The following is a 25626-nucleotide window of genomic DNA, read 5'->3' on the forward strand; positions in this document are numbered from 1 at the left end:
TGAGACGCATTCGCGCGATGGCCGCCGGGTTTCCCGGCGGCCATCGCCGTCTCTCCGGCCGGGCCGACCAGTTTGCGATCATCACGCCCGGGTACGGCTGATGGCATGACCGACGACAGGGTGTGGCGGAACGAGGAACGGCTTTCGCTCGAGGAGCTGGAGCGCGCCGTGGCGGGCTCCTCCATCGACGGGCAGGCCGACGACGTGACAGGCAACGACGCCGGCGAGGAGGCCGCTTTCGGGCACGGGCCGGCGGCAGCGGACCGTGGTGGCCAGGCCGAGGGCGCCGGCCGGGAGCCGACCGACCCGGACCGCGCCTACCGCCCGTCGACCACCGGCCGCACCGGCCCCGACGTCGGATAGTCCCCGGCGGGCGCACCCGCTGCTGTCTGCTTCCCGCCGGCCCGGGGCCCGTGGGCTCCCAGCTCGTAGAGCACGACGAGAGCCAGCGCGAGCACCACGAGCGCCGGGCCGAGGGCCTGCACCGACGTGTCGCTGATCAACACGCCGAGCCCGGCAGGGACGAGCGCCGCGCCCAGGCCGGCGGCGCCGATCTGGAGCCCGATGGCCCGGTCCGCGTGCTCCGCGCCGACCCGTTCGGCCGTGGTGAGGGTGAGCAGCGGAAACACCGGCGCTGCGGCGAAGCCGACAACGACCAGACCGAGGACGGCGAGCGCGGCCGACCCGGGTACGGCGATCAGCGCCGCGCCGACGACCATGCCGGCCAGGCTGGCCCGCAGGACCAGCCGAGGCCCCGACCGCTCGGCCACCACGCCCTGCACCAGCCGGCCGACGAACAGGCTTCCCCAGTACGCGGAGACGCAGCCGCCGGCCACCGCCGCGCTCAGACCGCGTCCCTCGGTCAGCAGCAGGAACGCCCACAGCCCGGCGGACACCTCGATGGCCACGTACAGCGTGAAGGCGACAGTTCCGGACCACACCGCCGGCAGACGGAGCGTGGCCAGGACCGGAACCCGCACCACCGGCGCGGACGTCTCGTCGCCCGGCGTGGGGGTCGGGGCGGGGCGCTGCCAGGCCCGCACTGTGAGCGCGAACGCGGTGGCGAGGACGAGTTGGGCGGCCGCCACGATGCCGTACCCCCACCGCCAGCTCAACCCGGCGCTCAGGACCGCCGTCATGACGAGCGGTCCGATCGCCACGCCCAGGCCGAAGAAGGCGTGCAGCCAGTTCATGTGGCGCGGGCCGAAGGCGCCGGCGGCGTACGCGTTGAGACCGGAGTCGATCGCGCCGGAGCCCAGCCCGAGCAGCAGCGCGCAGCCCACGATCACGGCCAGGGCGGGGCTCAGCGCGTAACCGGTGAGCGCCAGGCTGGCCAGCAGGGTGCTGCCGGCCAGCAGCGCGCCCACGCCGAGCCGGGCCAGCGTGAAGCCGGCAAGCACGCTTGAGGTGAGGTAGCCGACGGTGCCCGCAGTGAGGATCAGCCCGACGGCTTCGGTCGGGACGTCGAAGTCCGTCCGGATGGACGGCCAGCCGACGCCGAGCAGCCCGTCGGGCAGGCCGAGGCTGACGAACCCGAGATAGGCCAGCAGGAGCAGCGAGGCGCGGGGCGGTGTGGGCGCGGAAGACACGAGGCACCATCCTGCCGCAGCGGCAGTTTACCGGCGATGGCAGGCGGCCGTCGGGCGCGACGGCAACTGTCGTCCGAACGGTCGAGAAAGCGGACAGCTCATCCAGAATCGGCCGATCGGGTGACGGCAAGCGGGCGGGTTCGCGTAAGAATTTCGGAATGCATCAAGGCTCCGGAATCCTCTCTCCGCGCCAGCGCCGCTTCGCCTGGCTCGGCTTCCTGCTCGCCGCGTTGCAGGCGCCCGTGTCGGCCTGGCTCGTCTCCGACGAGTCGTGGCTGTTCAGTGTCTGCGTCGCGCTCATGGTGGCCACCGTGATCATCGCCGATGACGCGGCCCGCCGCCGGCCGGCCGGCGCCACCACCGGGGACTAGCCCTCGCCGCCCGGCCGGGCCTCGTGCCCCGGCCGGCCCCGGCTACGGCGGCGCTCCTTCATCTCCGCCTCGTACAGGTGACGTCGCCCACCCACCAGCTCGTCACGGGCCTGCCGGTCCAACTCCCGGAACAGCGCGTGGTAGCCGTCGTCGAAGTCCTCGACGATCTGGAACGTCCACCGTCCGGCGATCACGTTGCGGCCCAGCAGTTCGGTGTCGATGCGCTCGGCGATCTGCTGGTGACCCGCAGCGCGGAACTGCTCCACAGCGTCGTCGAGCATCAGGTCGGCGTGCCCGATCAGCTGGTGCAGCGAGTACAGGTGCCCCCGGGCCCGCTCCACGCACTCCAGCGCCTCGCTGAGCTTGCCGAGCGCAGCCACCGTCGCGTCACTCACCCCCGCGGGCCGCCGGTGCTGCTCGTCCGGCCCGTCCGCCTGTCGCGCCATCGGTACCTCCGTGCTCGTGTCCCTGTTCTCGGCGTCGCCGTGCTCGTGTCGCCGTGGCTCGTGTCGCCGTGCTCGGCGTCCGTGCTCTGTGCCCTGGTGCCCGGTGCCTCTCCTGCTGCCCCGTCTGTGCCGGATCAACCCTCGCGGCCAGCCCCGAGTCGTCCGGTGGCACCAGCCACACGCGCCGGGCGGCCGAGGCCGATCCGCTCACCGATCGGTTAGCCTCGGTCACCATGCGTGTGACGTTCAACCGGGTCGCTTCCCGTACCGCCGTCGACTCGGCGCGGTCCAGCCTTGCCGCCCTCACCGTGTCCGTGGGCACCGCCGGGCTCGCCGCCGCCGCCGCGCGGCCAGGGCTGCTCGCCCTGGTGGACCAGCACGCGGCCGCCGTCCGGGACAGCCTCGACGGGGACCGCCGGCCGCTGACCGCGGCGGCGCTCGCCGGCTACGCCGAAGGGGTCCGCGCAGCGGCGGTGGAGCACGGGTGGGAGCCGCCGAGCGGCCCGGTGGACTGGAGCGAGCCGGAGTGGCCTGTCGCCCGGCTGGTCGCTGTGTGCGCACTGGCCCGTTCGCTGCCAGGCGCCTGAGGGCGTACGCGCGAGAGGGTGCCCGCGCCACAACGCGGACACCCTCCCTGCCAAGCCGTACTGGTTCGCCCCGCTACGGGCGGTACTGCTGGGTTTCGTCGGCCGCACCTGACTGGTACGTGCCGCGCCCACCGGACATCGTCGACTGCTCGTCGACCCGGGGCATTGCCTGCGTACGGTCGCCGCCACGGTCGGCCATCTGCCGCTCCATGTCGCCGCGCCCGGCCGCGTTGGCCCGCCGGTTCTCCTGAACCGCCCGGGCTTCCTCGGCTGCCCGGTGCAGCCAGCCGTCCCAGCGGTTCTGCATGGGCTTCACCAGACCGCCACCGACACCGACGATCAGGATGCCGGCCACCGTGGCGAGCACCGCGATCAGCACCGGAGTGGTGACTGTTGTGGCGATACCCACCTGGTTCAGCGCGGCGATCACGCCGAGCGCGATGATGAAGATCGCCGTCAGGTCGGCAAGCACCTTGCCGTACGAGAGACCGCCCAGCGCCCCGGTGACCAGATCCCGGACGGCGTTGGCGATCGCAGCCGCCACCACCACGACGATGATCGCGACGAACGCCCGTGGCAGCCAGGCCACGACGCCACTGATCAGGTCACTGATCGCGTTGGGCCCCCAGACGCCGAAGGCGAACTGCAGGGTGAACAGCAGGACGGCGTAGTACGCCAACCTGGCCAGGATGTCGCTGGCGTCGTACTTCGTTCTCTCCAGTGCCCGTTTGATGCCTCCCCGTTCGACCGCCTCGTCGAAGCGCAATCGTTCGAGCACCGTGTCCACGATCTTGAGGACCGCTCTGGCGATCAGCCAGCCGACCACGAGGATGACGATGAAAGCCACTGCCTTCGGGATGAAGAGCAGCACCGATCTCCAGGTGTCGGCGATCGCATCGCCGATGTCGGCCTGCCGAACCGCGAGGGTTTTCAGCATGATGTCCCTCCTGTCGCATGGACTGCGCCGGGCGCATACCCGGCCACCGGTGCGGCAGTCCGCGCGACTCGCTGCCATTTTTCCGACAAGTGGATAAACAGTGGCCCTGACCTGCCTTAACAGGCATCGCCGCAGGCCCACTGGCGACCCGCGGCCATGATCGGATGCGACTCTCCGGCGGGCGGCTAGGCTGCGAACATGCCAGGAACGGTCGGGCGAGTCCCCACGCCAGCAACCCCGGCCCCGGGCGCCGCCACCGGGCCCGGCGCGACCGCTGCCGTGCTCGCCCACGACTGGGCAGCCACTGCGCTCGGCCCTCGGGACAGCTGGGACCCGGCGCTGCGGGCCGTGGTCGAGCTGATCCTCGCCTCGCCGATGCCGATGGCGCTGGCGTACGGCGACGACCTTGTCCTGCTCTACAACGACGGCTACGCCGAGTTGCTGGGTCTTCGACACCCCTCCGCCCTGGGCCGCCCCGCCGGCGAGGTGCACGCCGAGGTCTGGACGCTTCCCGGGTTCGGTGAGGTGGCCGAGCGCGTCTACCGGCAGGGCGTGTCGTTCCTGGAGAAGGAGTCCACGGCTCTCGTGGTCCGTGGCCAGTCCGGCGTGGCCGAGCAGATGGTTTTCACAAGGGGCCACTCGGCCGTCCGTGACGGCTCTGGCCGGATCATCGGCGTCCTGACCGTCGCCGCCGAGACCACCCACGTCGCCGAGCAGTTGCAGAGCCTCAGCCAGGTAGCGGCGGCGCTCGCCGGCACCCTCACCCTCGACGACGTGGCCCGGGTCGCCCTGCGCTACACGATCACCACGTTCGACGCCGACCGGGTCTCGTTCGTGGTCGACGAGGGCGGCGGTGGTTGGCGGATGGTCCGCCGGGTACGCGGCGAACTGCTGGACGAGGTCGACGAGCGGTTGCCACCGCTGTGGCGGCGGGCGTCGACGGACTGGTCCGGCACGGTGGCGCAGGCCGTCCGCTCCGGCGAGCCGTCGTTCACCGGCGACGGGCAGCCGCTGCGCGAGACGGCCGCGGACCGCCATGACCAGAAGGTACGCTCGCTGGCCGTGCTGCCGCTGGGCACCTCGGTGGTCCAGGGCGGGTTGACTGTCGGCTACCAGGTGCCGCACGCCTGGTCGGCCGCCGAGCGGGCACTGCTTGCCGCCTCGGCGGAGTTGATCGGCCAGGCGGCCGAGCGGGCACGCCGGTTCGAGACCCAGCACGGCACCGCCCAGCTGCTGCAGCGCAGCATGCTGCCGGAGAACCTCCCGGATCTGCCCCGGCTGCGGGTCGCGGCACGCTACGACCCGGGGGTGGACGGCAACGCGGCCGGCGGCGACTTCTACGACGCCTTCCTACTGCCCACCGGCGACCTCGGGGTGGTGCTCGGCGACGTCGCCGGGCACGACGTCCAGGCCGCGGCACGGATGGGCCAGGTGCGGGCGGCACTGCGGGCGCTGGCCCTGTCCGACCCGGCTCCGGACGCGGTGCTGGCCGGGCTGGACCGGCTGGTGACGAGCCTCGGCGCGGAGGCCGGCACGCACGAACTGTTCGTCACTGTGGTGTTCGGCGTCATCGACGCGCAGCGGCGGGAGTTGACCCTCGCCAGCGCCGGTCACCCCGCTCCGCTGATCCGCCGCTGCACCCCGGACGGACGGTCGTACGCCGAGTACGTGGACGTGCCGGCCGGTCCCCCGCTGGGGCTGGGCGGTCGACCGGCGACGACGACAGTCGCGTTTCCGCCCGGCGACACGCTGCTGCTGTTCAGCGACGGTGTGGTGGAGCGCCGCCGGCAGAGCCTCACGGCCGGGCTGGACGCTCTCGGCGATGCCGTGGCCAAGGCCGGCAGCAGTGATCCCCGCGCGCTCTGCGCGGTGGCCACAGCCTCGGTGCCCGGCGGCACGGAGGACGACGTTGCCGTGCTGGCGGTCGAGCACGCGCTCAAGCCGAGCCGTTCGGCGGCCATGGAGGTGCCTGCGGAGCCGACCGCGCCGAGCCGGGTCCGGCACTGGATGACAGGTCAGCTCACCGAGTGGCAGGTCGCCGAGTCGGTGATCGGCGCGGCGGTGCTGTGCACGAGCGAGCTGACCACGAACGCGTTGCTGCACGCGGGCACCGCCGCCCGCGTCGAGATCGATCTCAGTCCGGAGCGGTTGCTGGTCTCGGTCGCCGACTCCGGCACCCGGGGCACCGTGACCCGGGCACGCACCGACACGTTGAGCAGTCGCGGGCGTGGCCTGGGCCTGATCGAGGAGCTCAGCGACGCGTGGGGCACCGATCCTTCGGTACGCGGTAACACGGTCTGGTTCGAGATCCTCGTTCCCCCCACCGAGCAGCATTGACGGCCATGACCAGCACGACGACCCGAGCCGTACCGACGATCCGAGCCGCACTGACGCCGCGCACCGCACGGTTTCGCACGGTTCAGCAGGCCACGAACGGGTAGGAGCGCCCCCATGGCCACCGAACGCCCCACCGGAGTCCTCTTCGACGTCGACGGCACCCTTGTCGACACCACGTACCTGCACACTGTGAGCTGGTGGGAGGCGCTGCGGCAGGCCGACCAGCAGGTGCCGATGGCGACCGTCCACCGGGCGATCGGTATGGGCGCCGACAAGCTTCTCGATCACCTGCTCGGCCCGGAGCGGGACCGCGACGAGGACCCGAAGCTGCGCGACGCGCACGACACCCTGTACGGCGAGTACTGGGAACGACTCACGCCGCTGCCGCGGGCGGCGGACCTGCTGCGCGCCTGCGCCGACCGAGGGCTACGGGTGGTGCTCGCGACCTCGGCGGCGGAGCACGAGGTGGGTGCGCTGCGCCGGGCGCTCAACGCCGACGACGTGATCGACACCGTGACCTCGTCGGCGGACGCGCAGCAGAGCAAACCGGCACCGGACATCCTGGTGGCGGCCCTGGAGCAGTCCGGGCTGGCCGCCGAGCGGGTCGTTTTCGTCGGCGACTCGGTCTGGGACGTCGCGGCGGCCGGCAAGCTGGACATCCCCTGCGTGGGGTTGACATGCGGTGGCACCAGCCGGGGTGAGCTGGCGGGCGCGGGCGCTGTGGCCGTGTACGACGACCCCGCCGCGCTGCTTGCCGAGTTGACCGACTCTCCGCTGACCCGGCCGAGGTGAGGTCTCTTTCGGATCGGGCCATCGCACAGGCATAGCCGTCAATCGTTCGGGGCAAGGTCTGCGCCACCTGCCCGCATCACGCGGGTGCGCCGAAAAGGTGGTGCTGCCGTGGACCCGGTCGACGTCGAGTTCGCGCTTGTGGGTCTGGGAACTCTGCTGGCGGGCGTCCTGCCCCGGCTGTTGGAGCGCCGCCCCCTGTCCATGCCGATAGCGTTCCTCGCCCTGGGCATGGTGGTGTTCCTGCTGCCGATCAACCTCCCGGCGCCGGACCCGCTTGCCCATCCGGATCTGGCCACCCACCTGACCGAGATCGGGGTGATCGTCGCCCTGATGGGCGCCGGCCTGAAGATCGACCGTCCGTTGAGTTGGGCGCGCTGGTCGTCGACCTGGCGGTTGTTGGCCATCGCGATGCCGCTGTGCATCGCGGCGGTGGCGCTGCTCGGGTGGTGGTGGGCGGGCCTGGTGCCTGCTGCGGCGTTGCTGCTGGCCGCCGCGCTGGCCCCTACCGATCCGGTGCTCGCCGCCGACGTGCAGGTCGGCGAGCCGACCGATGTGGAGGACTCCGAGGACGAGGTCCGTTTCGCGTTGACCTCGGAGGCCGGCCTGAACGACGGGTTGGCGTTCCCTTTCGTGTACGCGGCCATCGCCATCGCCTCGACGAGCCTCGCCCCGCGCGAGTGGGTGGCCCACTGGTTCGCCGTCGACGTGCTCTGGAAGGTGGGCGTCGGGGTGGGCGGCGGGCTGCTCATCGGCTGGCTGCTGGGCAAGCTGTTCTTCCGGGCGCCAAGCGAGTTGCGGCTGGCCCGGCACGCCGAGGGCTTCCTGGCGCTGGCCGCCACGTTCCTGGCGTACGGGGTCGTGGAGGTGGCCGGCGGGTACGGCTTCCTGGCGGTGTTCGTGGCCGCTCGGGCGATCCGGTCCGCCGAGCGGACCCACGAGTTCCATGCGGTGCTGCACGACTTCGCCGAGCAGATCGAGCGGTTGCTGACCCTCGTGTTGTTGCTGCTGCTGGGCGGCGCGATCGTGACTGGTTTGCTCGCCCCGCTGACCTGGCAGGCGGCGACCGTCGGGCTGCTGCTGGTCTTCCTGATCCGGCCGGTCATCGGCTGGTTGTCGCTGCGCGGCGCGCCGGGCCGGCCGGCCGAGCACGTGGTGATCTCGCTGTTCGGCATCCGCGGGGTGGGCTCGTTCTACTACCTCGCGTACGCCACCACGCAGGCGGACTTTCCGCAGGCGGAGCTGCTGTGGGCCACTGTCGGGCTGGTGGTGCTGGTCTCCGTGGTGGTGCACGGGATCGCGGCGACCCCGGTCATGCAGTTGTTGGACCGCGAGGGCGAGCGCACCGCGGATCCGTCCGAACGTGGCGGCGACGCCCGACCCGTCGGCGCGGGCCACGCCTGAGCCCGGGGCGAGCAGTCAGCCGAGCCGGGCCGCCAGGGCGCGACCGAGGTCGCGGCCGGACCGCCACGCGCTCTGCACCCGGGGCTTGCCGAACGCGTCGCCGGCCAGGCCGATGCCGTCGGCGTCGAGGTGGCAGGTGCCGCCGGTGGTGTCGCCGGCCGGCTTCGCGTACGTCCAGCGGTGCACGTGCACGTCGGCGGCCTCCTCGTGCAGGCCGAGCAGGTCCCGCACGGCCTGTGCGATCGCCGGGCCGGCCGCGGTTGGCTGGGCGAGGTGTCGGGCGGCGAACTCCGGCACTGTGTGCGCGACAAGCACTGGCGCGTCGTCACCCCGCCGGTCGCCGTCGTCGCAGACGAGGCTGAGCACCCGGTGGTCGTTGACGAACGCGCCGTGGAAGGCGGCCCAGTGCCGGGACCGGAACCGCAGCACCGCGGCCAACGACGGCGACCAGGTCTGCGCCTGCACGACCCTTGTGGCGTCGGCAAGTGCGGGGTCGAGCAGCAGGGCGGCCTGCGGGCCGGGCATGGCCAGGGCCACAGCGCCGACCCGCTCGCCGTCGACCGTCGGCCCGGGTCCCACGCTGAGCACCAGCCGGTCGACGGTCACCGGCAGTGGCGCGGCCAGGTGTTCGACGAGCGACCGCAGTCCGCGCGGCGCGGCGTAGCGCATCGGGCCGGGAACCTCGTGGCGGCCGTTCGTGTCGTACGACTGGAAGGTGTCGGTCCACTCCCGGACCAGGCCGGCGGCGCGCCACGTGTCGACCACAGCGGCGAAGTCGGTGTCGCTCACGGTGAAGTACGCGGCGCCGATGTCGGCGGGTCGCCCCGCGAAGCGTTTGCTTGCCATCCGGCCGCCGCAGACGTGCCCCCGCTCGCGGACCCGCACCGGCACGCCGGCCCGGACCAGCTCCACCGCGCAGGCCACCCCCGCGACGCCTGCACCGACCACCACCGCACCCCGGTCCACGCTCACCGGCCGATCGTAGGCGTCCGGTGCGGCATGAAGCGGGACCGATCGGGGTACTGGCACACCTGTTCGAAGAAAGGGTGAGATGAGATGACGGACCGCAGCAACGAACAGGCCGACCCACGCGGCGCGATCAAGGACCCGGACGAGTGGGTCACAGGTGACGAGCCGCCCACGGCCGCCCAGGAGTCGTACCTGGCGACGCTCGCCCGGGAGGCGGACGCGGCGCTGCCGGACGACCTCACCAAGGCGGAGGCTTCCAAGCGGATCGACGAGCTCCAGGCCGAGACGGGTCGCGGCCAGTAGTGCCGATGGGCTCAGCGGCGGGCGGGCAGCCGGTGCAGCTCGACAGCTGTCAGCCGCGCGTCACGGATCTCGGCGGTGAGGTACGTGGCGTGCGGCTGGGCGCGGCGGTCGGTGGGTGAGCCGGGGTTGAGCAGACGCAGCCCGCCGGGGGCCACCGTGTCCCACGGGATGTGGGAGTGCCCGAAGACCAGCAGGTCGGTGTCGGGAAAGCGGGCCGCGCACCGCTGCTCGCGGCCGGTCCGGGGGCCGGTCTCGTGCACCACGGCGACCCGCAGCCCGTCGAGGTCGACATGCGCCACCTCCGGCAGTCGGGCGCGCAGCGCCGGGCCGTCGTTGTTGCCGTAGACCCCGACGAGGCGCCGCGACCGCGCGGTCATCGCGTCGAGCAGCGACTCGTCGACCCAGTCGCCCGCGTGCACGACCACGTCGGCCGCCTCGATGGCGGTCCAGAGCTGCGCGGGCAGGTCCCGGGCACGCTTGGGCAGATGGGTGTCCGCCGTGAGCACCAGCCGCATACCGGCATTCTCCCGCCTCGGGGGCGCGTCGGCGAGCCAGGCACCAGTTCACCGAGCCCGAGCGGTCGACAAGCGCCGCCCAGCGGCCGTCGGCGGGGATGCCCGTGGTCGCTGATCTGTCCGCTCCACACCGGCCACCTACCCGGGATGGTCTGGCGCATGCCCCACCGCGTGCCGGCATCGCCGCTGCCAGATGGCGTTACCGCTCGACGCTTGCGGGAATTCGGCTCGCTGACGAGGGAGGATGCTCATGACCTCAGCTTCGGGGCCGACCGCCGCATGGCGGCCCGGCGCACAGAACGGCAACCTGCTTCCGGCCGGTCCGGGAGGACGACTGTCCGCACCGGCCGGTGATGGGCACGGGCCGGAGAGCGGCCCGCCCACCGTGACGATCGGCTCGTATCCGGACTATCCGGCCGCGCAGCGGGTTGTCGACCATCTGGCCGACAACCGCTTCCCGGTGGAGCACAGCGCCATCGTCGGCACCAACCTCACGCTCGTGGAGACGGTGCTCGGCCGGATGACCACCGGTCGCGCCGCCCTGCTCGGCGCCGGCACCGGCGCCTGGTTCGGGCTCTTCATCGGCCTGCTGTTCGGCATCTTCACCGTCGGCAACTGGCTCGCGGTGATCCTTGTCGGCCTGGTCATCGGTGCGATCTGGGGCGCCGTCTTCGGCGCTGTCGCGCACGCCATGACCGGCGGGCAGCGGGACTTCACCTCGGCAAGCTCACTACGAGCCGGCCAGTACGCGGTGATCGTCGACGCGCAGCTCGCCGACCAGGCCCGGCAGGTGCTGTCCCGGCTACAGATGCCCCAGCCGGCGCACTCGCACTGATCCACCTGGCCGTCGACCGGCCGTCCCGGCAGCACGCCGGGGCGGCCGGTCAGTCGTGGTACGCGAGTTCGCCGGCGCGCAGCGGCACGTCGAGGCGGTTCTCCGGAGGCGCCAGCGGGCAGGCCCACCTGTCGTCGTACGCGCAGCTCGGGTTGTAGAGGTAGTTGGCGTCCAGCCGGACCCGGTCGCCGGGCAGCAGCTCGACGCCCCGGCCGAAGGTGCCCTTCACCGTGTCGGTGAGGTACCGGCCCCCGCCGTAGGTGTCCTGCCCGCAGGTGCCGTCGCGTACGGGCACGAACAGCCCGCCCCCGTACGCCTCGATCCACCACAGGGTCAGTGGCCCCCACGGCGTCTCGGCCACCGCGACCCGCCGGTAGGCCACGACCCCGTCCGGGCCGGCCGTGTCGACGCGCAGCTCGCCGGTGGCGGGCCGCAGCGGCGCCTCGACCACCGCCTCGGGGTTGGGCGGGAAGTAGCGCAGCCCTGTGAAGCCGGGCCGGTCGGTCTGCGGGATCGGGCTCTGCGGATGGGTGGCGAAGAGGTCGTCGCGGCCGGCGCGGAAGCCGGCGAGGTCGACGTCGGACAGGTACAGCCGGGCCACGCGCTCGCGCCAGTCGGCCAACTCCAGATCCCGCACCCCACGAGCCTAGGCGGTGGGCGTCGAGGCGTCGGAGCGCGCCGGCCAGTTGCTCAGGACGGTGTGCAGGGCGTCGAGGGTACGCGCCCAGGAGTCGTCCGCGCTGCGGGGAGTGTGGCGGAAACCGCCGGTCCTCTCCAGGCTCACGAACCCGTGGAAGGTGCTGTGCATCATCCGTACGGCGTCGGTCTGGTCCGGCTCGGTGAGCTGGTAGCCGCGCAGGATCGCCCGGGTCATCGCGGCGTGCCGGACACCGGCGCTCGCGGCGGCGGTGTCCGGGTCGAGGTCGATCTGCATGGCGGCGTACCGGCCGGGGTGCTGTGTGGCGTAGGCCCGGTACGCGTTGGCGAAGGCCACGAGCGCGTCCTTGCCGGCGCGGCCGGCGAGCGCGTCGGCGACCCGGTCGGCCAGCTCCGCGAGTGCCAGCAGCGCCACCCTGACCCGCAGCTCCTGCGCGTTCCTGATGTGGAAGTAGAGGCTCGCGTCCTTGACGCCGAAGTGCCGGGCGAGCGCCGCGACTGTGACGTTGGGCATGCCCACCTCGTCGGCCAGGTCGGCGGCGGCAAGCGTCAGGCGCTCGGCGGTCATCCCTGCACGTGCCACGCGGCAGCCTCCAAAACTAGCCTTGTTAATCGCTTGCCTAGGAGAGCTAGGCTACAACCTATGTTAGCCCTTTCCGAGCCCGCCATCCGCGCGTCCTTCGTCAACTGCACTCAGGGCGAGGCGAAGCGGCTGGCCGTACCCAATGATCTTGATTTTCGACCGTGGGCCGATCTGGACTTCCTCGGTTGGCGGGACCCCGCCGCGACGCAGCGGGCCTACCTGGTGGCCGAGACCGACGGTGGGCTCGTCGGTGTGGCGCTGCGGGTCGCGGCGCAGCAGACCGGGCGCGCCCGACGGAGCATGTGCTCGCTGTGCCTCACCACGCACACCGGCGACGGCGTCGCGCTGATGTCCGCCCGCAAGGCCGGGGCGGGCGGCCGGCAGGGCAACTCGGTGGGCGCGTACATCTGCTCCGACCTGGGCTGTTCGCTGTATCTGCGGGGCAAGAAGGACGCCGGTCGGCGCATCGACGAGACCATCACCCTGGACGAGAAGATCGAACGCACCACCGGACACCTCGCGGCGTTCCTGCGCAGGGTGACCGAGTGACGCCGGTCGCCGCCTAGCGGTCGGTCGCCAGGCGGGCGTGCAGGTGCTCGTCGTGGCGGCGGCCGTCGCCGTACCGGTACGACTCGCGAAGCGTTCCCTCGGCGAGGTAGCCGGCCCGGTCGGCGACCCGGCAGGAGGCCCTGTTGGCTACCGCGTGGCACAACTCCACCCGGTGCAGCCGGAGGTCGGCGAACGCCCATTCGGTGAGCCGGCCGACGGCGCGCCCCGCCACTCCACGGCCCCGCGCCGCCGGCACCGTCCAGTAGCCGATGGAGGCGTCGCCGTGGCGGATGTGGTGCAGCGAGACCGAGCCCAGCAGTTCACCACCGTTCGCGGCGGTCACCGCCAGGGAAGCGTGGTCGCCGGCCGACCAGTCGGCCCGTCGCTTGACCCAGAGCAGGGCGGCCCCGTCGTCGATCGGGCCGCCACCCTGCGGGTTCCACTGGACGATGGCCGGATCGTTCAGGGCGTCGCGCACCGCCGGGGCGTCCTCGTCCGACCAGGGGCGCAGCAGCAGGTCGGCGACGGTGAGCTCGACGTGTTCCACGAGGCGGGAGTCTGGCACACCCCGCTTCAGCTCCGCCGCCCCATTTCCGCAGGATTACTTCAAAGCTGCACGACCTCCGCCGCAAACCGGCATCAAGGTGACGTGGGCGACGTCGAACGAGACTAGTTAAATTTTGAACTAGTGCTATCGTGGGCGTCGTGACAGAGAGCCTGGACAGCACCCGAGCGGCCGCCTGGCGTGCCTACATCGAGGCGAGCCAGCGCCTGGTCACCCAACTGGAAGACGATCTGCGGGCCGACAGCGACCTCAGCTTCGCCGACTACCACGTGCTGGTCCTGCTCTCCGAGGCGCCGGGGCAGCGGCTCCGGATGGGTGAGCTGGCCAGCCGGCTGGTCTTCTCCCCCAGCCGCCTCACCTACCAGATCTCCTCCATGCAGCGGCGCGGGCTGGTCAGCAAGGAGGCGTGTCCGGACGACCGGCGCGGCAGCGAGGCGGTGCTCACCGCCGCCGGGCTGCTCGCCCTCGCCGAAGCCGCGCCTCACCATCTGGCGTCGGTGCGTACCCATCTGATGGACGACCTCGACGACGCCGAGGTCGCCTGCCTCACCCGGGTCTTCGAACGGCTCGGCCACCGCCTGCGGGCGGCCCGGTCCACCTCGACCACCCACACCACGAGTCAAGGAGCCACCGATGCCCGCGATCACCGTTGACAACGTCCTCGTCCTGCCGCGCCTGCCGCGGCTCGACGAGACCACCGCCTTCCGCAAGGTCCGTACGGTGACCACCGCACCCAGCGGCTTCGAGGGCGAGGGCTTCCCCGTCCGCCGGGCCTTCGCCGGGGTGTCGACCACCGACCTGGACCCGTTCATCCACCTCGACCAGATGGGCGAGGTGGACTACGCGCCGGGCGAGCCGAGGGGCACCTCGTGGCACCCACACCGCGGTTTCGAGACCGTCACCTACATCATCGACGGGGTCTTCGATCACCACGATTCGCACGGTGGCGGCGGCACCATCACCAACGGCGACACCCAGTGGATGACAGCCGGTAGTGGCCTGTTGCACATTGAGGCACCGCCGGAGCATCTGGTGCTCAGCGGTGGGCTGTTCCACGGCACCCAACTGTGGGTCAACCTGCCTCGGGCGGCCAAGATGAACCCGCCCCGCTACCAGGACATCCGGGGGCGGGAGTCGGCGCTGCTCACCACGCCGGACGGCGGCGCGCTGATCCGGGTCATCGCCGGTGAGGTGGCCGGGCACCAGGGTCCGGGCTCCACCTTCACGCCGATCACCATCACGCACGTCACGGTGCAGCCCGGGGCGCAGGTCGACCTGCCCTGGCAGCCCGACTTCAACGCCCTGGTGTACGTCCTCGGCGGGCGCGGCACCGTCGGCACCGACCGCCGGCCGATCCGCACCGGTCAGCTCGCCGTGCACGGGCCGGGTGACGCGCTGCGCTTCGACGCGAACGCCGAGCAGGACAGCAACACCCCGGCGCTGGACCTCTACATCATGGGCGGGCAGCCGATCCGTGAGCCGGTGGCACAGTACGGCCCGTTCGTCATGAACACCCGGGACGAGCTGATCCAGGCGTTCGAGGACTTCCAGGCCGGCAGGCTCGGCGTTGTCCCCAGCGAGCGGGTGCCGCACACCGACGGCCAGGGCTCACGGCCCTGACCCCGGTCGGCTCCTGGGTTCGGCGCTGGCGCCCCGGGACATACCGGGCGCCGGCGCCACCTCAGGAGACCGCGAAGATCCCCGCGACTCCCAGAATCACCATCACCAACACCGCTACCAGCGCACCCCCTTCGCTCTCCACCGCCGGCTCGCGGTGCTCGGTCACGGGGCTCGTCGTCTCGCGGGGCATGGTGTGGCCTCCTCGGTTGTCGCGTCAACGGATAGCGGCGCGGTCCGGTGGACCGGTCCGTCGGCCCGGCGTGCGTACGCACCGCCGGGGTCCTACCGTGAGGACGTTGTCGACCTCGGGGAGGGCTGGACCGTGCCGTTGCAGGACTGGTTCCTCACCGCGCAGGAACGTGCCAACCCGGTCTCTGAGTTACCCGTCTGGACCACGGGAAACCTCGCTGAGCCGCTGATTCACGGTGTCGCGTACTTCGACAGGCTCGTCGACGAGGTGCAGGCCCTGACCACCGGTGACCATCTGTTCTTCACCGACTGGCGGGGCGACCCGGACCAGCTGCTGCGTCCGGGCGGCCCGACTGTGGCTCAACTCTTCGCCCAGGCCGCCCAGCGCGGCGTGGTGGTCAAGGGGCTGATCTGGCGTTCACACCTCGACGTGCTTGCCTACAGCGAGGCGGAGAACCGCACCCTCAGCGAGGCGGTCTCCGCGGCCGGCGGCGAGGTCCTGCTTGACCAGCGGGTCCGGCGCGGCGGCTCGCACCACCAGAAGCTCGTGGTGCTGCGGCACCCGGACGCCCCGGAGCGCGACATCGCGTTCGCCGGTGGCATCGACCTGTGCCACAGCCGCCGAGACGACGCGGCGCACCACGGCGATCCGCAGCCGGTGCTGATGTCCCCCCGCTACGGCCCCCGCCCACCCTGGCACGACGTGCAGCTCGCGGTGCGCGGCCCGGTGGTCGGCGCGCTGGACACCCTGTTCCGGGAGCGCTGGACCGACCCGATGCCGCTGGACTCGGAGAACCCGATGGCGTACCTGCGGGACCGGCTGCGCGGCGCGGACCTGCGCCCGGATCCGCTGCCCGCGCAGCCGCCCGACCCGCCCGAGTGCGGGCCGCACCAGATCCAGGTGCTGCGCACCTACCCTGCGGTCCGGCCGCGCTACTCCTTCGCGCCCGACGGCGAGCGCACGGTGGCCCGGGGCTACACCAAGGCGGTACGCCGCGCCCGCCGGCTCATCTACCTGGAAGATCAGTACCTCTGGTCGACCGAGGTGGCGAACCTCTTCGCACAGGCACTGCGGGACAACCCCGAGTTGCACCTGGTGGCCGTGGTGCCCCGGCATCCGGACGTGGACGGCACCCTGGCGCTGCCACCGAACATGGTCGGCCGGGAGCAGGCACTGTCGCTGTGCGAGCGCGCCGCTCCGGACCGGGTGCACGTGTTCGACGTGGAGAACCACGACGGCGGCCCGGTCTACGTGCACGCGAAGGTCTGCGTGGTCGACGACGTCTGGGCAAGCGTCGGCAGCGACAACTTCAACAGGCGGTCCTGGACGCACGACAGCGAGCTGTCCTGCGCGGTGCTCGACGACACGCGCGACGGACGGAAGCCCACCGACCCGGCGGGCCGAGGTGACGGGGCGCGGGTGTTCGCCCGGGACCTGCGGCTGCGTCTGTGGCGCGAGCACCTGGACCGCGACGCGGACGGCGCTGACGACGCCGACCTGCTCGACCCGGCGGCCGCCGTCGCGGCCGTCACGGCCGCTGCCGACGCGCTTCAACGGTGGTACGACGACGGCCAGGTGGGCGATCGGCCGCCCGGCCGGCTGCGCCCACACCGCCCGGAGCGCCTGCCGTGGTACACCCGCGCCTGGGCGTTGCCCGTGTACCGCCTGGTCTACGACCCCGACGGCAGGCCGCTGCGGGCCAGGCTCGCCGGCACCTGGTGAACCTGCCGCGCCGGCTCGGGCATGCCGCCGCCCGGGTAGACGGTGAGCCCGCCGGGGTAGGCGAACGATGAGCGGGGCGAGTAGTAACCGAAGCCGATGATCAGCGGGTTGGCCGGGCGCAGCGCGTACATGGGGTGCCCGGGCAGGAACTCCACCGACTCGATCTCGAACGGCGCGACGGGCTCCGCCACGTACGGGTAGACGGAGCTGAGGAGTTGACCGTTACGGTTGGTGAAGTAGCGGTGATGTCCACTGCTGATGAGGTGGCCGGTCTGCCCCACCCGGCAACGTGCTCGGACCAGCGGCGTCCCGTCGATCTCCGTCTCGGAGAACAGTGCCTCGCCGTCCGCCTCGATCCGGGTCTGGCCGGCGAATGTCGGGGCGCCGCGCGCGGTGGCGTAGTCCCGGACCACCCGGCTGGAGGCCACGTAGTGCGTCCACCAGCCTCCCGGGCTGAGCCCGCCGGGGGCGTCGACGTCCATCAGCGAGACACCGAGGTACGTCAGCGAGTAGGCACCGAAGCCTGAGGTCTGCGTCTCGTCGTCGACGACGTACTGGTTGAGGAACACTTGGCGGTCGGGGCGTGGGCGCAGCCCGGCCGGAACCAGGGCGGCGACCGCGTCCGGGTCCGCCGGCACCCAGCTGAAGAAGAGCGTGCGGCTGTTCACGACGAGGTGGGGAGCGGCTGGATCGAGCACGGTGCCTCCGAACCGGATAGGTACACCGACGCTACGGCCAGTCCCGTCGACGGGACAACGACGGATAGGCGACACTCCCGCCCGGATGTCGGATTCCATGTTGACCGTTCGGCGGGCCCGACGAACCGGCCGAGCGGGCAGGAACGGGACGGCTAGCCCCCGGCACATCCTCCGAGTTTCGGGGTAAGAGACGTCATGGCAGTGCAAACCCTTGTCCGCTTGCACCCGATTTGTGGTCCAACACACCTTAAGTACATCAGCCTTTCGGCTGGATTTCCGGGAGCCGATCAGGCTAAGGTGAGTCCCGAACGGCCCATTCGAAGCTAAACCAAAGCGTCACGTCTTTTATCCGCGGACGAGGTGCAGGGAGGACCACCCATGACCGCGCCAACGATCACCGAGCAGCCGAGCACCACCGCTGCCGCGCAGACGAGCACCACCACGAAGCTCGACCCGCGTGCGCTCACCGACAGCGCCGCCGATCTGCTCAACGCCATGGCCGCGCTGCCGGCCAACCACCCGTCGCGCGCCGCACTGCGCGACCGCGCGATCGAGGCCTGGCTGCCACTGGCCAACCACCTCGCCCACCGCTACAGCGGGCGGGGCGAGCCGACCGACGACCTGGCGCAGACCGCCGCCGTCGGCCTCATCAAGGCCATCGACAAGTTCGACCCGTCCCGCGGCGTCGACTTCGCCGGCTACGCGATCCCCACCATCATCGGTGAGCTGAAGCGGCACTTCCGCGACCGCACCTGGGACATCCGGGTGCCGCGTCGCCTCCAGGAGCTGCGGCTGGCCATCTCCGACGCCAACAGCTCGCTCCTGCAGACCCTCGGCCGCTCGCCGACGGTTGCCGACATCGCCGCCCACCTCAAGCTCACCGAGGAAGAGGTCCTGGAGGGCCTGGAGGGTGCCCGCGCGTACAACGCGGTGTCCCTGTCCACCCCGACCGGCGACGGCGACCGGGCCACCGAGCTGGGCGACATGCTCGGCGGCGAGGACAGCGAGTTCGAGCTGGCCGAGCTGCGCGTCGCCCTCGGCCCCGCGCTTGCCACGCTCGACGAGCGGGAGCAGAAGATCCTCACCCTGCGGTTCTACGGCAACCTGACCCAGTCGCAGATCGCCGACCAGATCGGCGTCTCGCAGATGCACGTCTCCCGGCTGCTGGCCCGGGCGCTGACCAAGCTGCGCGGCCAGCTCGACGGCACGTACTGATCGGTTCATGCGTGAGGGCCGGGTCCACGGACCCGGCCCTCACGCATGTGACATCGGCGTACCGGCCGGGTCGCTCCCCCGAAGGGCAGCGGCCCGGCCGGTGTCGTCAGCGCCCTGCCGGCTCCCGCCACATCGGCCAGAACGGCGTGCCGTCCGGCACCCGGAACGGCTCGCGCGCCCGGTAGCCGTTCCGGGCGTACAGGTCCCGGCTGCGGGGGTCGCTCGCCTCCAGGTAGGCCGGCATGTCGTTGGCGTCCAGCCAGGCGTGGTGGTGCTTCAGCAGCGCGGTGCCCAACCCGTGCCCCTGCCGGTCCGGCTCGACCGCCAGGAAGGCCAGGTGATGGTGGTCGTCATGGGGGTGGTTCGCCGCGAACAGCTCGTCGAGGTGTTGGAAACGGTCGGTCCACTCCCCGCAGGCGGCTGCCAGCCGGGCGTCGTAGTCCGGCGGCGGCGGGGCCGGCTCACCGACCGACGGAAACCAGACCGCGACAGCGGACCGGTCGGCGGTTCCGTACACCAGGCCGTGCCGCATCGCGTGGTCGACCATGATCTCGAAGTCCCCGGCCAGCACGGACTCCCGCTTGCTCGCGTCCGGGACCAGCCACCTGGTCACCTCCAGGGCGGTGAACGCCCCGGCGATCCGGCCGGCCACCAGGGCTGTGTCCTCCGGCCCGAGCCGCTCGATGGCCGCGCTCATCGGATCTCCGCGCCCAGCGGCGCCGACCGCTGCTCCGCCTGTCGCGCGGCAGCGGCGGCGCTCGCCGCGCCGAGGCCGATCCGGGCGTACGTGTCCGGACGGTTGCGGCGCAACAGCAGCGCCCACCCGATGCCCAGCGCGGCCGCCACCGGGTAGACGGCCGGCAGCATCCAGCGCAGGTTGGAGTCCGGTGCGACACCGAGCAGGTTGGCGAAGTTCGACACGGCCAGCCAGATGATCACGACGAGCGCGAGGGTGGCCAGGCCGGGAGCGATGGCCCGCCGCCACAGCGTCTCGTCACCGCCGTAGCGGGCGAAGTAGGCGATCACGGCCACCGAGGTGGTGGCGATCAACAGAAGCACGCCGAAGCCACCGCTGGTGCCGACCCAGAAGAACAGCTTGACCACCGGATCCCAGCCGTTGACGGCGTAGAGAACGATGACCAGCAGGCCCAGAGCGCTCTGCGCCAGCGAGGCGGCCCGGGGCGCGCCGCTGCGCGGTGAGGTACGCCCGAACACCGCCGGCAGCACCCGCTCCCGGCCCAGCGCGAACGTGTACCGGGCCGTGGTGTTGTGGAACGAGATCATCGCGGCCAGCACCGAGGTCAGGAAGAGCACCTGGCCGATGGTGACAGCGGTGTCGCCCAGCTGCGCGGCGGCCAGGTTGAAGATCAGCCCGACGCTCTGCTCGCCGGCCTCCGCGACGATCCGGTCCGACCCGACCGCGACGGTCATGGACCAGGAGGACAGCGCGTACAGGGCGGCGACGATGGCCACCGACAGGTACGTCGCCAGCGGCACCGTGCGCTTCGGGTCCTTGCTCTCCTCGCTGAACACCACGGCGGACTCGAAACCGACGAATCCGAGGATGGCCAGCACCAGCACCGCGCCCACGCCGGGCACGAAGAGGTTGTCCGGCGAGAACCCGGCGAAGTTGACCTCGCCGCCGGCCGGGTTGCCGAGCTGGCCGAGATCGAAGATCAGGACGATCACGATCTCGGCGACAAGCAACGCCGCCAGCACCAGGCCGTTGATGTCCACCCGGAGCAGGCCGAGCAGGCCGACAATCGCCCACGCCACGAGGGCGACGATCGACCAGTGCGGGTGCCCACCGAAGATCCGGTCGAGGACCGGCTCGGCGGCGACGCCGATGGTGCCGTAGAGCCCGACCTGGAGCGCGTTGTACGCCACGAGTGCCATCCAGGCCGCCCCCACGCCGGCCGGGCGGCCCAGGCCACGGGAAATGTAGGCGTAGAACGCGCCGGCGTTCTCCACGCGGCGGGACATCGCCACGTAGCCCACCGAGAACAGGGCGAGCACCGCCGCGATCAGCAGGAAGGCCAGCGGGATGCCGGTCACGCCGATGACGCCGTACCCGGTGGTGACGACGCCGGCCACCACTGTCAGCGGCGCGGCGGCGGAGAGCACGAAGAAGATGACCGACGGGATGCCGAGGCGGCCTCGGGCGAGGGCTTCGGAGACGTTGCTGGGTCTGTCGCCTGTCGATGGCATACGACTACTCCGGATGTCGAGAGGGTTGGGGGTTACCGGGGGGTCACGGAACGCCGCGCAGCACGGCGGCGCCGACGGCCGCTTCGGTGTGCCCGACGAGTTCCTTCAGAGGTGCCGGAAGCGCGGGGATGAGGACGCTCAACCGGTGGTGCGCGCGCGGTCCGGCGCTCCACAGCACCTCGCGGGTCAGTCCGGCGGCCACGACCAGGCCGAGTAGCAGCGCGTCCGGCACGCTCGGCGGTTCCGGGCGGTCCAGCAGGGCCCGCAGCCGCGTGGCCGGCCACGCCACGGCGTTGAGGTCCACGGGCAGGTAGCTGACAGTGGTACGCAGCAACCGGCGGCTCTCCTGGCGGCGCATCACACCCGCCCGGGCCAGCCGCTCGCCCACCGAGGTCGTCGCGCTCTGCGCCAGGAAGCTGAGCCAGGTGGTGACGGCGTGGTGCTGGGACTCGCCGATCAACTGGTCGAGCACTGTGTGCGCCAGCGCGTCGGCTGGTGGACGTCGGTCGAGGACGGCGACCTGCCCGCCGGAGACGGTGATGTGTCCATAGAGGATCAGCTCGCCGAGCAGCCCACCGGCCAGGCCGAGCCCGGTCGCCGCCGGATGGAGCTTGGCCTTGCCACGACTGTCGTTGTGAGCGATGAGGAAGAACTCGTCAGCGATGAGCAACGGCCCTCCCGCACGGCGTCCACAGTGTTCGCGACCGGGAAAGGATGCACCCACAGCTACCGCAATGCAACTCCCAGATTTGAAAGTTGCACTCCGTGCACTCGCGACCTGCGGATCTTGTCGTGTCAGACTCGGAGGGTGACCACCACCCGTCCTCTCCGGCCCGCCGCCAGCCCCACAGTGCGCCGTCGACGCATCGCCCGGGAGCTCCGCCAGCTTCGGGAACGCGCGGGAATGACACTTGATGTGGCCGCCCGCCAACTCGACATGTCCAAGAGCAACCTCTCGCGGATCGAGAACGCGCAGATCGGCATCAAGCCCCGCGACGTCCGGGCGGCACTCGCCCTCTACGCGGTCACCGGAGCGGACGCCGAGGCACTCATCGAGATCGCCCGGGGCGCACAGCAACGCGGCTGGTGGCAGAACTACAGCGACGTGCTGCCGGAGTGGTTCGAGTTCTACGTCGGGCTGGAGGCCGAGGCGGCGGCACTGCGCACGTACGAGGCCGAGTCGGTTCCCGGCCTGTTGCAGACCGAGGCGTACGCCCGGGCCATCTTCCGCCGCACCGCTGGCGAGGACGGCCTGGAGCGCAAGGTCGCGGCCCGGCTGCACCGGCAGGGGGTGCTGCGCCGCGACGAGCCCGTCGAACTGTCGGTGGTGCTCAACGAGGCGGTGCTGCTGCGCCCGGTCGGCGGCCCGACGGTGATGGCCGAACAACTGGCTCACATGATCCAGATCGCCCAGCTACCCAACGTGACAATCCAGGTACTTCCGTTCGCGGCCGGCGGGCACCCGGCGATGAGCACCCCGTACGTGATCCTCAACTTCGCCGACGCCGCCGACGCTTCAGTGGTTTACCTGGATAACCTCACGGTCGGGCTGGCTCTGGAGGATGCCGATCATGTGCACGGGTATAGCCTTCTGCACGAGGAGCTGTGCCGGATGGCACTCGATCCGGGGACATCGATGACCCGTCTCGAGGAGGCTTCTCGTAACTTTGCGTGACCGCATCTGTGGCACGCCGACAGACGAGAGGTACGGCGGATGACGGCGCTCGACCTGACCCGGGCGGACTGGCGCACCAGCACGCGCAGCAGTGGCAACGGAAACTGCGTGGAGGTCGCGACAGTCGACGGTCAGGTCGCCGTCCGGGACAGCAAGGACCGCTCCGGACCGGTGCTCGCCTTCGGCCCGACAACCTGGCGCCTCTTCCTGCGGAGTCTCGGCGAGGACCAGAGAGGCTGAGCCCTCCCGAGCCGGTGCGACGGCTGAGCCCGTGGAGCCGGTGCGACGGCTGAGCCCGTGGAGCCGGTGCGAGACTGGGCCGTGCTCTCCGACGTAACCCTGGACCTGCCGGTACGCCCGGCGCTGCCGGCGCTGACGGCCGCGCTCGACGCGGCCGGCGCCGCGGTCCTGGTGGCCCCGCCGGGTACCGGTAAGACGACCCTCGCCCCGCTGGCCGTGGCCGACCGGGTCGACGGGCGGGTGGTCATCGCGCAACCACGCCGGGTGGCGGCGCGCGCCGCGGCCCGCCGGATGGCCGAGCTGCTCGGTGAGCGCGTGGGTGAGCGCGTCGGCTACGCGGTACGCGGTGAGCGCCGGGTCGGCCCTGCCACACGGATCGAAGTGGTCACCACCGGCCTGCTGGTCCGCCGGCTGCACCACGATCCGGAGTTGCCCGGCACGGGCGCCGTGCTGCTCGACGAGTGCCACGAGCGACAGCTCGACGCCGACCTCGCGCTGGCCTTCACTGTGGAGGCGCGGGCCGCCCTCCGGCCGGACCTGTGGCTCCTGGCCATGTCCGCCACCCCGGACACCGACCGGTTCGCCGCGCTGCTCGGCGGCACCAGCGCGGCCCCGGTGGTCCGTGCCGAGTCGGCGCTGCATCCGGTACGACGGATCTGGGCGCCGCCGACCCGGCCGATAGCGCCTCCCGGAGCCGGGCCTGTGGACCGCGCGCTGCTCGACCACGTGGCGGCCACCGTTCGCCGGGCACTGCGCGAGCACGAGGGTGACGTCCTGGTGTTCCTGCCGGGCGCCGGTGAGATCGCCGCTGTCACCGGCCGGCTCGCCGACCTTCGGGGCACAGTCGCGCTGCTGCCGCTGCACGGTCGTCAGCGAGCCGCCGAGCAGGACGCGGCCCTGCGGCCCCGGGGCGGCGCTTCCGACGGCGGGCGGCGCGTGGTGCTGGCGACCGCGCTCGCCGAGACCAGCCTCACCGTGCCGGGCGTGCGGGTGGTGGTGGACGCGGGACTGTCCCGGGTGCCGCGCATCGACCTGGCCCGTGGACTGGGCGCGCTGGTCACCGTGCCGGTCTCCCGGGCCGCCGCCACCCAGCGCGCCGGGCGAGCCGGCCGGGAGGCACCGGGGTACGTCTACCGCTGCTGGTCGGAGGCCACCCACGAGCGTCTGCCCGCCCGGCCGGAGCCGGAGATCGCCACCGCCGACCTGACCGGGTTCGCACTGGAGCTGGCCGCCTGGGGCCGGCCCGACGGGGTCGGACTCGCGCTGCCCGACCCGCCGCCGGCCGCCGCCATGGCGGTGGCCCGGGACACCCTGCAGACGTTGGGCGCGATCGACGCGGACGGTCGGATCACCGCGCGGGGGCGGGCCATCGCCGCTGCCGGCGCGCACCCACGGCTGGCCCGCGCGCTGCTCGACGGCGCCGGTCGGGTCGGCGCCGACCGGGCGGCCGAGGTGGTGGCAGTGCTCGCCGAGGACAGCGCGGCCGGCCCGGGCGACGACCTGGTGGCCGGCTGGCGACGGCTGCGCGGCGGGGTCGACGCGGGCGCCACGGCGCGTTGGCGCACCGAGGTACGCCGGCTGCGCGCCGCGCTGCCCTCCTACGCCCCTCGGCAGGGGCGGGCCGGCTCGGCAGAGCTCACCGACGATCTAGCCGCCGGGCTGCTTGTCGGTCTCGCGTACCCCGAGCGGTTGGCGCGGGTGCGGCGGCCGGGCGGGTCGGCGTACCTCATGACGGGTGGCACCGCCGCGGAGCTGGCGGTCGGGTCGGGGTTGACCGGGTCCGACTGGCTGGCGGTGGCCGTCGCGGACCGCTCCCCCGGCGCTCCGTCGGCGCGGATCCGCCGGGCCGTCCCACTGGACGAGGCGACCGCCCGCGAGGCCGCCGGCCCGCTGCTGTCCACGCGGAGGGAGGTCGGCTGGGCCGACGGGGACGTGGTGGCCCGGGAGGTGACCCGGCTGGGCGCGATCGAGCTGGTGGCGCGTCGGCTGGACCGCCCGGACCGGGCGGACGTGGCGGCGGCGTTGCTTGCCGGTCTGGGCCAGGAGGGGTTGGGGCTGCTGCCCTGGACGCCGGCGGCGCGGGCACTGCGCGAGCGGATGGCGTTCTGCAGGCACCACCTCGGCGACGAGTGGCCGGACGTCGGCGACGAGGCGCTTGTCGCCGCCGCGCCGACCTGGCTCGGCCCGGAACTCGCCGCCGCCCGGCGACGCGCCGACCTGGGTCGGGTCGACGTGACCTCGGCGCTGCGCCGTCTGCTGCCCTGGGCGCAGGCCGCCCGGCTGGACGAGTTGGCCCCGGAGCGCATCGAGGTGCCCAGCGGGTCACGGATCCGGGTGGACTACGCCGACCCGGCGGCGCCGGTGCTGGCGGTGAAACTCCAGGAGACGTTCGGCTGGCCGGTGGCCCCGCGCGTCGCCGGTGGCCGGGTGCCGGTGCTGCTGCACCTGCTCTCCCCGGCGGGCCGGCCGGTGGCGGTCACCGCCGACCTGGCGTCGTTCTGGCGGACGGGCTATCCGCAGGTCCGCTCGGAGTTGCGGGGACGTTATCCGCGCCACCCGTGGCCGGAGGACCCGGGCACCGCGACACCCACCCGGCGTGCCGCGCCCCGGCGGCGCTGACGG

29 protein-coding genes are annotated in these 25626 nt (G+C 72.4%); 16 read left to right on the plus strand and 13 right to left on the minus strand.

Annotated features, from left to right (window positions below; translation table 11 throughout):
- Positions 1-105: 105 nt before the first annotated feature.
- Positions 106-363 carry a hypothetical protein gene (locus F4558_RS16355; RefSeq protein ID WP_053653440.1) on the plus strand — a complete coding sequence of 86 codons (258 nt, stop codon included), beginning with the start codon at positions 106-108 and terminating at the stop codon, positions 361-363.
- On the opposite strand, the gene F4558_RS16360 is transcribed toward F4558_RS16355, so the two are convergent.
- Positions 318-1589 (minus strand): MFS transporter, encoded by a 1272-nt coding sequence (locus F4558_RS16360; RefSeq protein WP_167945001.1) that lies wholly within the window; start codon positions 1587-1589, stop codon positions 318-320. The genes F4558_RS16355 and F4558_RS16360 overlap by 46 nt on opposite strands.
- Before the next feature lie 158 nt (positions 1590-1747).
- Between F4558_RS16360 and F4558_RS16365 the strand changes: the two genes are divergently transcribed.
- Positions 1748-1960 (plus strand): hypothetical protein, encoded by a 213-nt coding sequence (locus tag F4558_RS16365; protein WP_167945003.1) that lies wholly within the window; start codon positions 1748-1750, stop codon positions 1958-1960.
- Here the strand turns inward: F4558_RS16365 and F4558_RS16370 are convergent.
- Positions 1957-2406: a hypothetical protein gene (locus F4558_RS16370; RefSeq protein WP_167945005.1), complete on the minus strand. Its 450-nt coding sequence runs from the start codon at positions 2404-2406 to the stop codon at positions 1957-1959. The genes F4558_RS16365 and F4558_RS16370 overlap by 4 nt on opposite strands.
- Before the next feature lie 233 nt (positions 2407-2639).
- Here F4558_RS16370 and F4558_RS16375 point away from each other — a divergent pair, with 233 nt between their 5' ends.
- Complete coding sequence (locus F4558_RS16375; protein WP_053653436.1) at positions 2640-2993, plus strand: DUF6401 family natural product biosynthesis protein; 354 nt, start codon at positions 2640-2642, stop codon at positions 2991-2993.
- 73 nt (positions 2994-3066) lie between these two features.
- Here the strand turns inward: F4558_RS16375 and F4558_RS16380 are convergent, their stop codons facing one another.
- Positions 3067-3930 (minus strand): mechanosensitive ion channel family protein, encoded by an 864-nt coding sequence (locus tag F4558_RS16380; RefSeq protein ID WP_053653435.1) that lies wholly within the window; start codon positions 3928-3930, stop codon positions 3067-3069.
- A gap of 198 nt (positions 3931-4128) precedes the next feature.
- On the opposite strand from F4558_RS16380, the gene F4558_RS16385 reads away from it, so the two are divergent.
- From F4558_RS16385 to F4558_RS16395, 3 genes are all read left to right on the plus strand, one after another.
- A complete protein-coding gene (locus tag F4558_RS16385) occupies positions 4129-6267 on the plus strand; it encodes an ATP-binding SpoIIE family protein phosphatase (RefSeq protein WP_167945007.1) in 2139 nt (712 codons plus the stop codon).
- Positions 6268-6381: 114 nt separating this feature from the next.
- Positions 6382-7059, plus strand: coding sequence for an HAD family hydrolase (locus F4558_RS16390; RefSeq protein WP_167945009.1), 678 nt, complete (start codon positions 6382-6384; stop codon positions 7057-7059).
- A 108-nt stretch (positions 7060-7167) separates the two neighbouring features.
- Positions 7168-8460, plus strand: a complete 1293-nt coding sequence (locus F4558_RS16395; RefSeq protein ID WP_167945011.1) for a cation:proton antiporter — start codon at positions 7168-7170, stop codon at positions 8458-8460.
- A 15-nt stretch (positions 8461-8475) separates the two neighbouring features.
- On the opposite strand, the gene F4558_RS16400 is transcribed toward F4558_RS16395, so the two are convergent.
- Positions 8476-9432 carry an NAD(P)/FAD-dependent oxidoreductase gene (locus F4558_RS16400; protein ID WP_167945013.1) on the minus strand — a complete coding sequence of 319 codons (957 nt, stop codon included), beginning with the start codon at positions 9430-9432 and terminating at the stop codon, positions 8476-8478.
- A gap of 84 nt (positions 9433-9516) precedes the next feature.
- On the opposite strand from F4558_RS16400, the gene F4558_RS16405 reads away from it, so the two are divergent.
- Positions 9517-9732 carry a DUF3072 domain-containing protein gene (locus F4558_RS16405; protein ID WP_053653431.1) on the plus strand — a complete coding sequence of 72 codons (216 nt, stop codon included), beginning with the start codon at positions 9517-9519 and terminating at the stop codon, positions 9730-9732.
- An 11-nt stretch (positions 9733-9743) separates the two neighbouring features.
- Here F4558_RS16405 and F4558_RS16410 read toward each other — a convergent pair whose 3' ends face one another.
- Positions 9744-10247, minus strand: coding sequence for a metallophosphoesterase family protein (locus F4558_RS16410; protein WP_167945015.1), 504 nt, complete (start codon positions 10245-10247; stop codon positions 9744-9746).
- A gap of 250 nt (positions 10248-10497) precedes the next feature.
- Here F4558_RS16410 and F4558_RS16415 point away from each other — a divergent pair, with 250 nt between their 5' ends.
- On the plus strand, positions 10498-11082 hold the full coding sequence (locus F4558_RS16415; RefSeq protein WP_167945017.1) for a general stress protein: 585 nt from the start codon (positions 10498-10500) through the stop codon (positions 11080-11082).
- Positions 11083-11131: 49 nt separating this feature from the next.
- On the opposite strand, the gene F4558_RS16420 is transcribed toward F4558_RS16415, so the two are convergent.
- The gene (locus F4558_RS16420; RefSeq protein ID WP_053653429.1) at positions 11132-11719 is read right to left on the minus strand and encodes a DUF1684 domain-containing protein; all 588 of its coding nucleotides are present in this window, start codon (positions 11717-11719) and stop codon (positions 11132-11134) included.
- A gap of 9 nt (positions 11720-11728) precedes the next feature.
- Entirely contained in the window at positions 11729-12307 is a 579-nt protein-coding gene (locus tag F4558_RS16425; protein ID WP_209273315.1) for a TetR/AcrR family transcriptional regulator, read from the minus strand.
- 75 nt (positions 12308-12382) lie between these two features.
- Here F4558_RS16425 and F4558_RS16430 point away from each other — a divergent pair, with 75 nt between their 5' ends.
- Positions 12383-12871, plus strand: coding sequence for an FBP domain-containing protein (locus F4558_RS16430; protein WP_167945019.1), 489 nt, complete (start codon positions 12383-12385; stop codon positions 12869-12871).
- 13 nt (positions 12872-12884) lie between these two features.
- On the opposite strand, the gene F4558_RS16435 is transcribed toward F4558_RS16430, so the two are convergent.
- Positions 12885-13418, minus strand: a complete 534-nt coding sequence (locus tag F4558_RS16435) for a GNAT family N-acetyltransferase (RefSeq protein WP_167945021.1) — start codon at positions 13416-13418, stop codon at positions 12885-12887.
- 158 nt (positions 13419-13576) lie between these two features.
- Between F4558_RS16435 and F4558_RS16440 the strand changes: the two genes are divergently transcribed.
- Both F4558_RS16440 and F4558_RS16445 read left to right on the plus strand, forming a co-directional pair.
- Positions 13577-14089, plus strand: coding sequence for a MarR family winged helix-turn-helix transcriptional regulator (locus tag F4558_RS16440; protein ID WP_167945023.1), 513 nt, complete (start codon positions 13577-13579; stop codon positions 14087-14089).
- Complete coding sequence (locus F4558_RS16445; RefSeq protein WP_167945025.1) at positions 14070-15056, plus strand: pirin family protein; 987 nt, start codon at positions 14070-14072, stop codon at positions 15054-15056. Before F4558_RS16440 ends, F4558_RS16445 begins: the two co-directional genes overlap by 20 nt.
- A gap of 61 nt (positions 15057-15117) precedes the next feature.
- Here F4558_RS16445 and F4558_RS31965 read toward each other — a convergent pair whose 3' ends face one another.
- Positions 15118-15246 (minus strand): hypothetical protein, encoded by a 129-nt coding sequence (locus tag F4558_RS31965; protein ID WP_255353023.1) that lies wholly within the window; start codon positions 15244-15246, stop codon positions 15118-15120.
- A gap of 132 nt (positions 15247-15378) precedes the next feature.
- Between F4558_RS31965 and F4558_RS16450 the strand changes: the two genes are divergently transcribed.
- Positions 15379-16968 (plus strand): phospholipase D family protein, encoded by a 1590-nt coding sequence (locus F4558_RS16450; protein ID WP_167945027.1) that lies wholly within the window; start codon positions 15379-15381, stop codon positions 16966-16968.
- Here the strand turns inward: F4558_RS16450 and F4558_RS16455 are convergent.
- Complete coding sequence (locus F4558_RS16455; RefSeq protein ID WP_053653424.1) at positions 16917-17666, minus strand: hypothetical protein; 750 nt, start codon at positions 17664-17666, stop codon at positions 16917-16919. The genes F4558_RS16450 and F4558_RS16455 overlap by 52 nt on opposite strands.
- Before the next feature lie 378 nt (positions 17667-18044).
- Here F4558_RS16455 and F4558_RS16460 point away from each other — a divergent pair, with 378 nt between their 5' ends.
- Positions 18045-18881, plus strand: a complete 837-nt coding sequence (locus F4558_RS16460; RefSeq protein WP_053653423.1) for a SigB/SigF/SigG family RNA polymerase sigma factor — start codon at positions 18045-18047, stop codon at positions 18879-18881.
- Between the two features lie 106 nt (positions 18882-18987).
- On the opposite strand, the gene F4558_RS16465 is transcribed toward F4558_RS16460, so the two are convergent.
- From F4558_RS16465 to F4558_RS16475, 3 genes are read right to left on the minus strand one after another with little or no spacing between them, the layout of a single operon-like run.
- A complete protein-coding gene (locus F4558_RS16465) occupies positions 18988-19578 on the minus strand; it encodes a GNAT family N-acetyltransferase (protein ID WP_053653422.1) in 591 nt (196 codons plus the stop codon).
- Positions 19575-21089: an APC family permease gene (locus tag F4558_RS16470; protein ID WP_053653421.1), complete on the minus strand. Its 1515-nt coding sequence runs from the start codon at positions 21087-21089 to the stop codon at positions 19575-19577. The genes F4558_RS16465 and F4558_RS16470 overlap by 4 nt, the downstream gene beginning before the upstream one ends.
- Positions 21090-21132: 43 nt before the next feature.
- Positions 21133-21759, minus strand: coding sequence for a GOLPH3/VPS74 family protein (locus tag F4558_RS16475; RefSeq protein ID WP_053653420.1), 627 nt, complete (start codon positions 21757-21759; stop codon positions 21133-21135).
- Between the two features lie 180 nt (positions 21760-21939).
- On the opposite strand from F4558_RS16475, the gene F4558_RS16480 reads away from it, so the two are divergent.
- The 3 genes from F4558_RS16480 to hrpB all read left to right on the plus strand — a co-directional run bounded on the left by F4558_RS16480 (position 21940) and on the right by hrpB (position 25623).
- Complete coding sequence (locus F4558_RS16480) at positions 21940-22764, plus strand: helix-turn-helix domain-containing protein (RefSeq protein ID WP_312877439.1); 825 nt, start codon at positions 21940-21942, stop codon at positions 22762-22764.
- Positions 22765-22803: 39 nt separating this feature from the next.
- Positions 22804-23004, plus strand: coding sequence for a DUF397 domain-containing protein (locus F4558_RS16485; RefSeq protein ID WP_053653418.1), 201 nt, complete (start codon positions 22804-22806; stop codon positions 23002-23004).
- An 81-nt stretch (positions 23005-23085) separates the two neighbouring features.
- On the plus strand, positions 23086-25623 hold the full coding sequence (hrpB, locus tag F4558_RS16490) for an ATP-dependent helicase HrpB (RefSeq protein WP_167947523.1): 2538 nt from the start codon (positions 23086-23088) through the stop codon (positions 25621-25623).
- The last annotated feature ends 3 nt before the right edge of the window (positions 25624-25626 follow it).

The organism is Micromonospora profundi (assembly GCF_011927785.1).
GTDB classification, from domain to species: Bacteria; Actinomycetota; Actinomycetes; order Mycobacteriales; family Micromonosporaceae; genus Micromonospora; species Micromonospora profundi.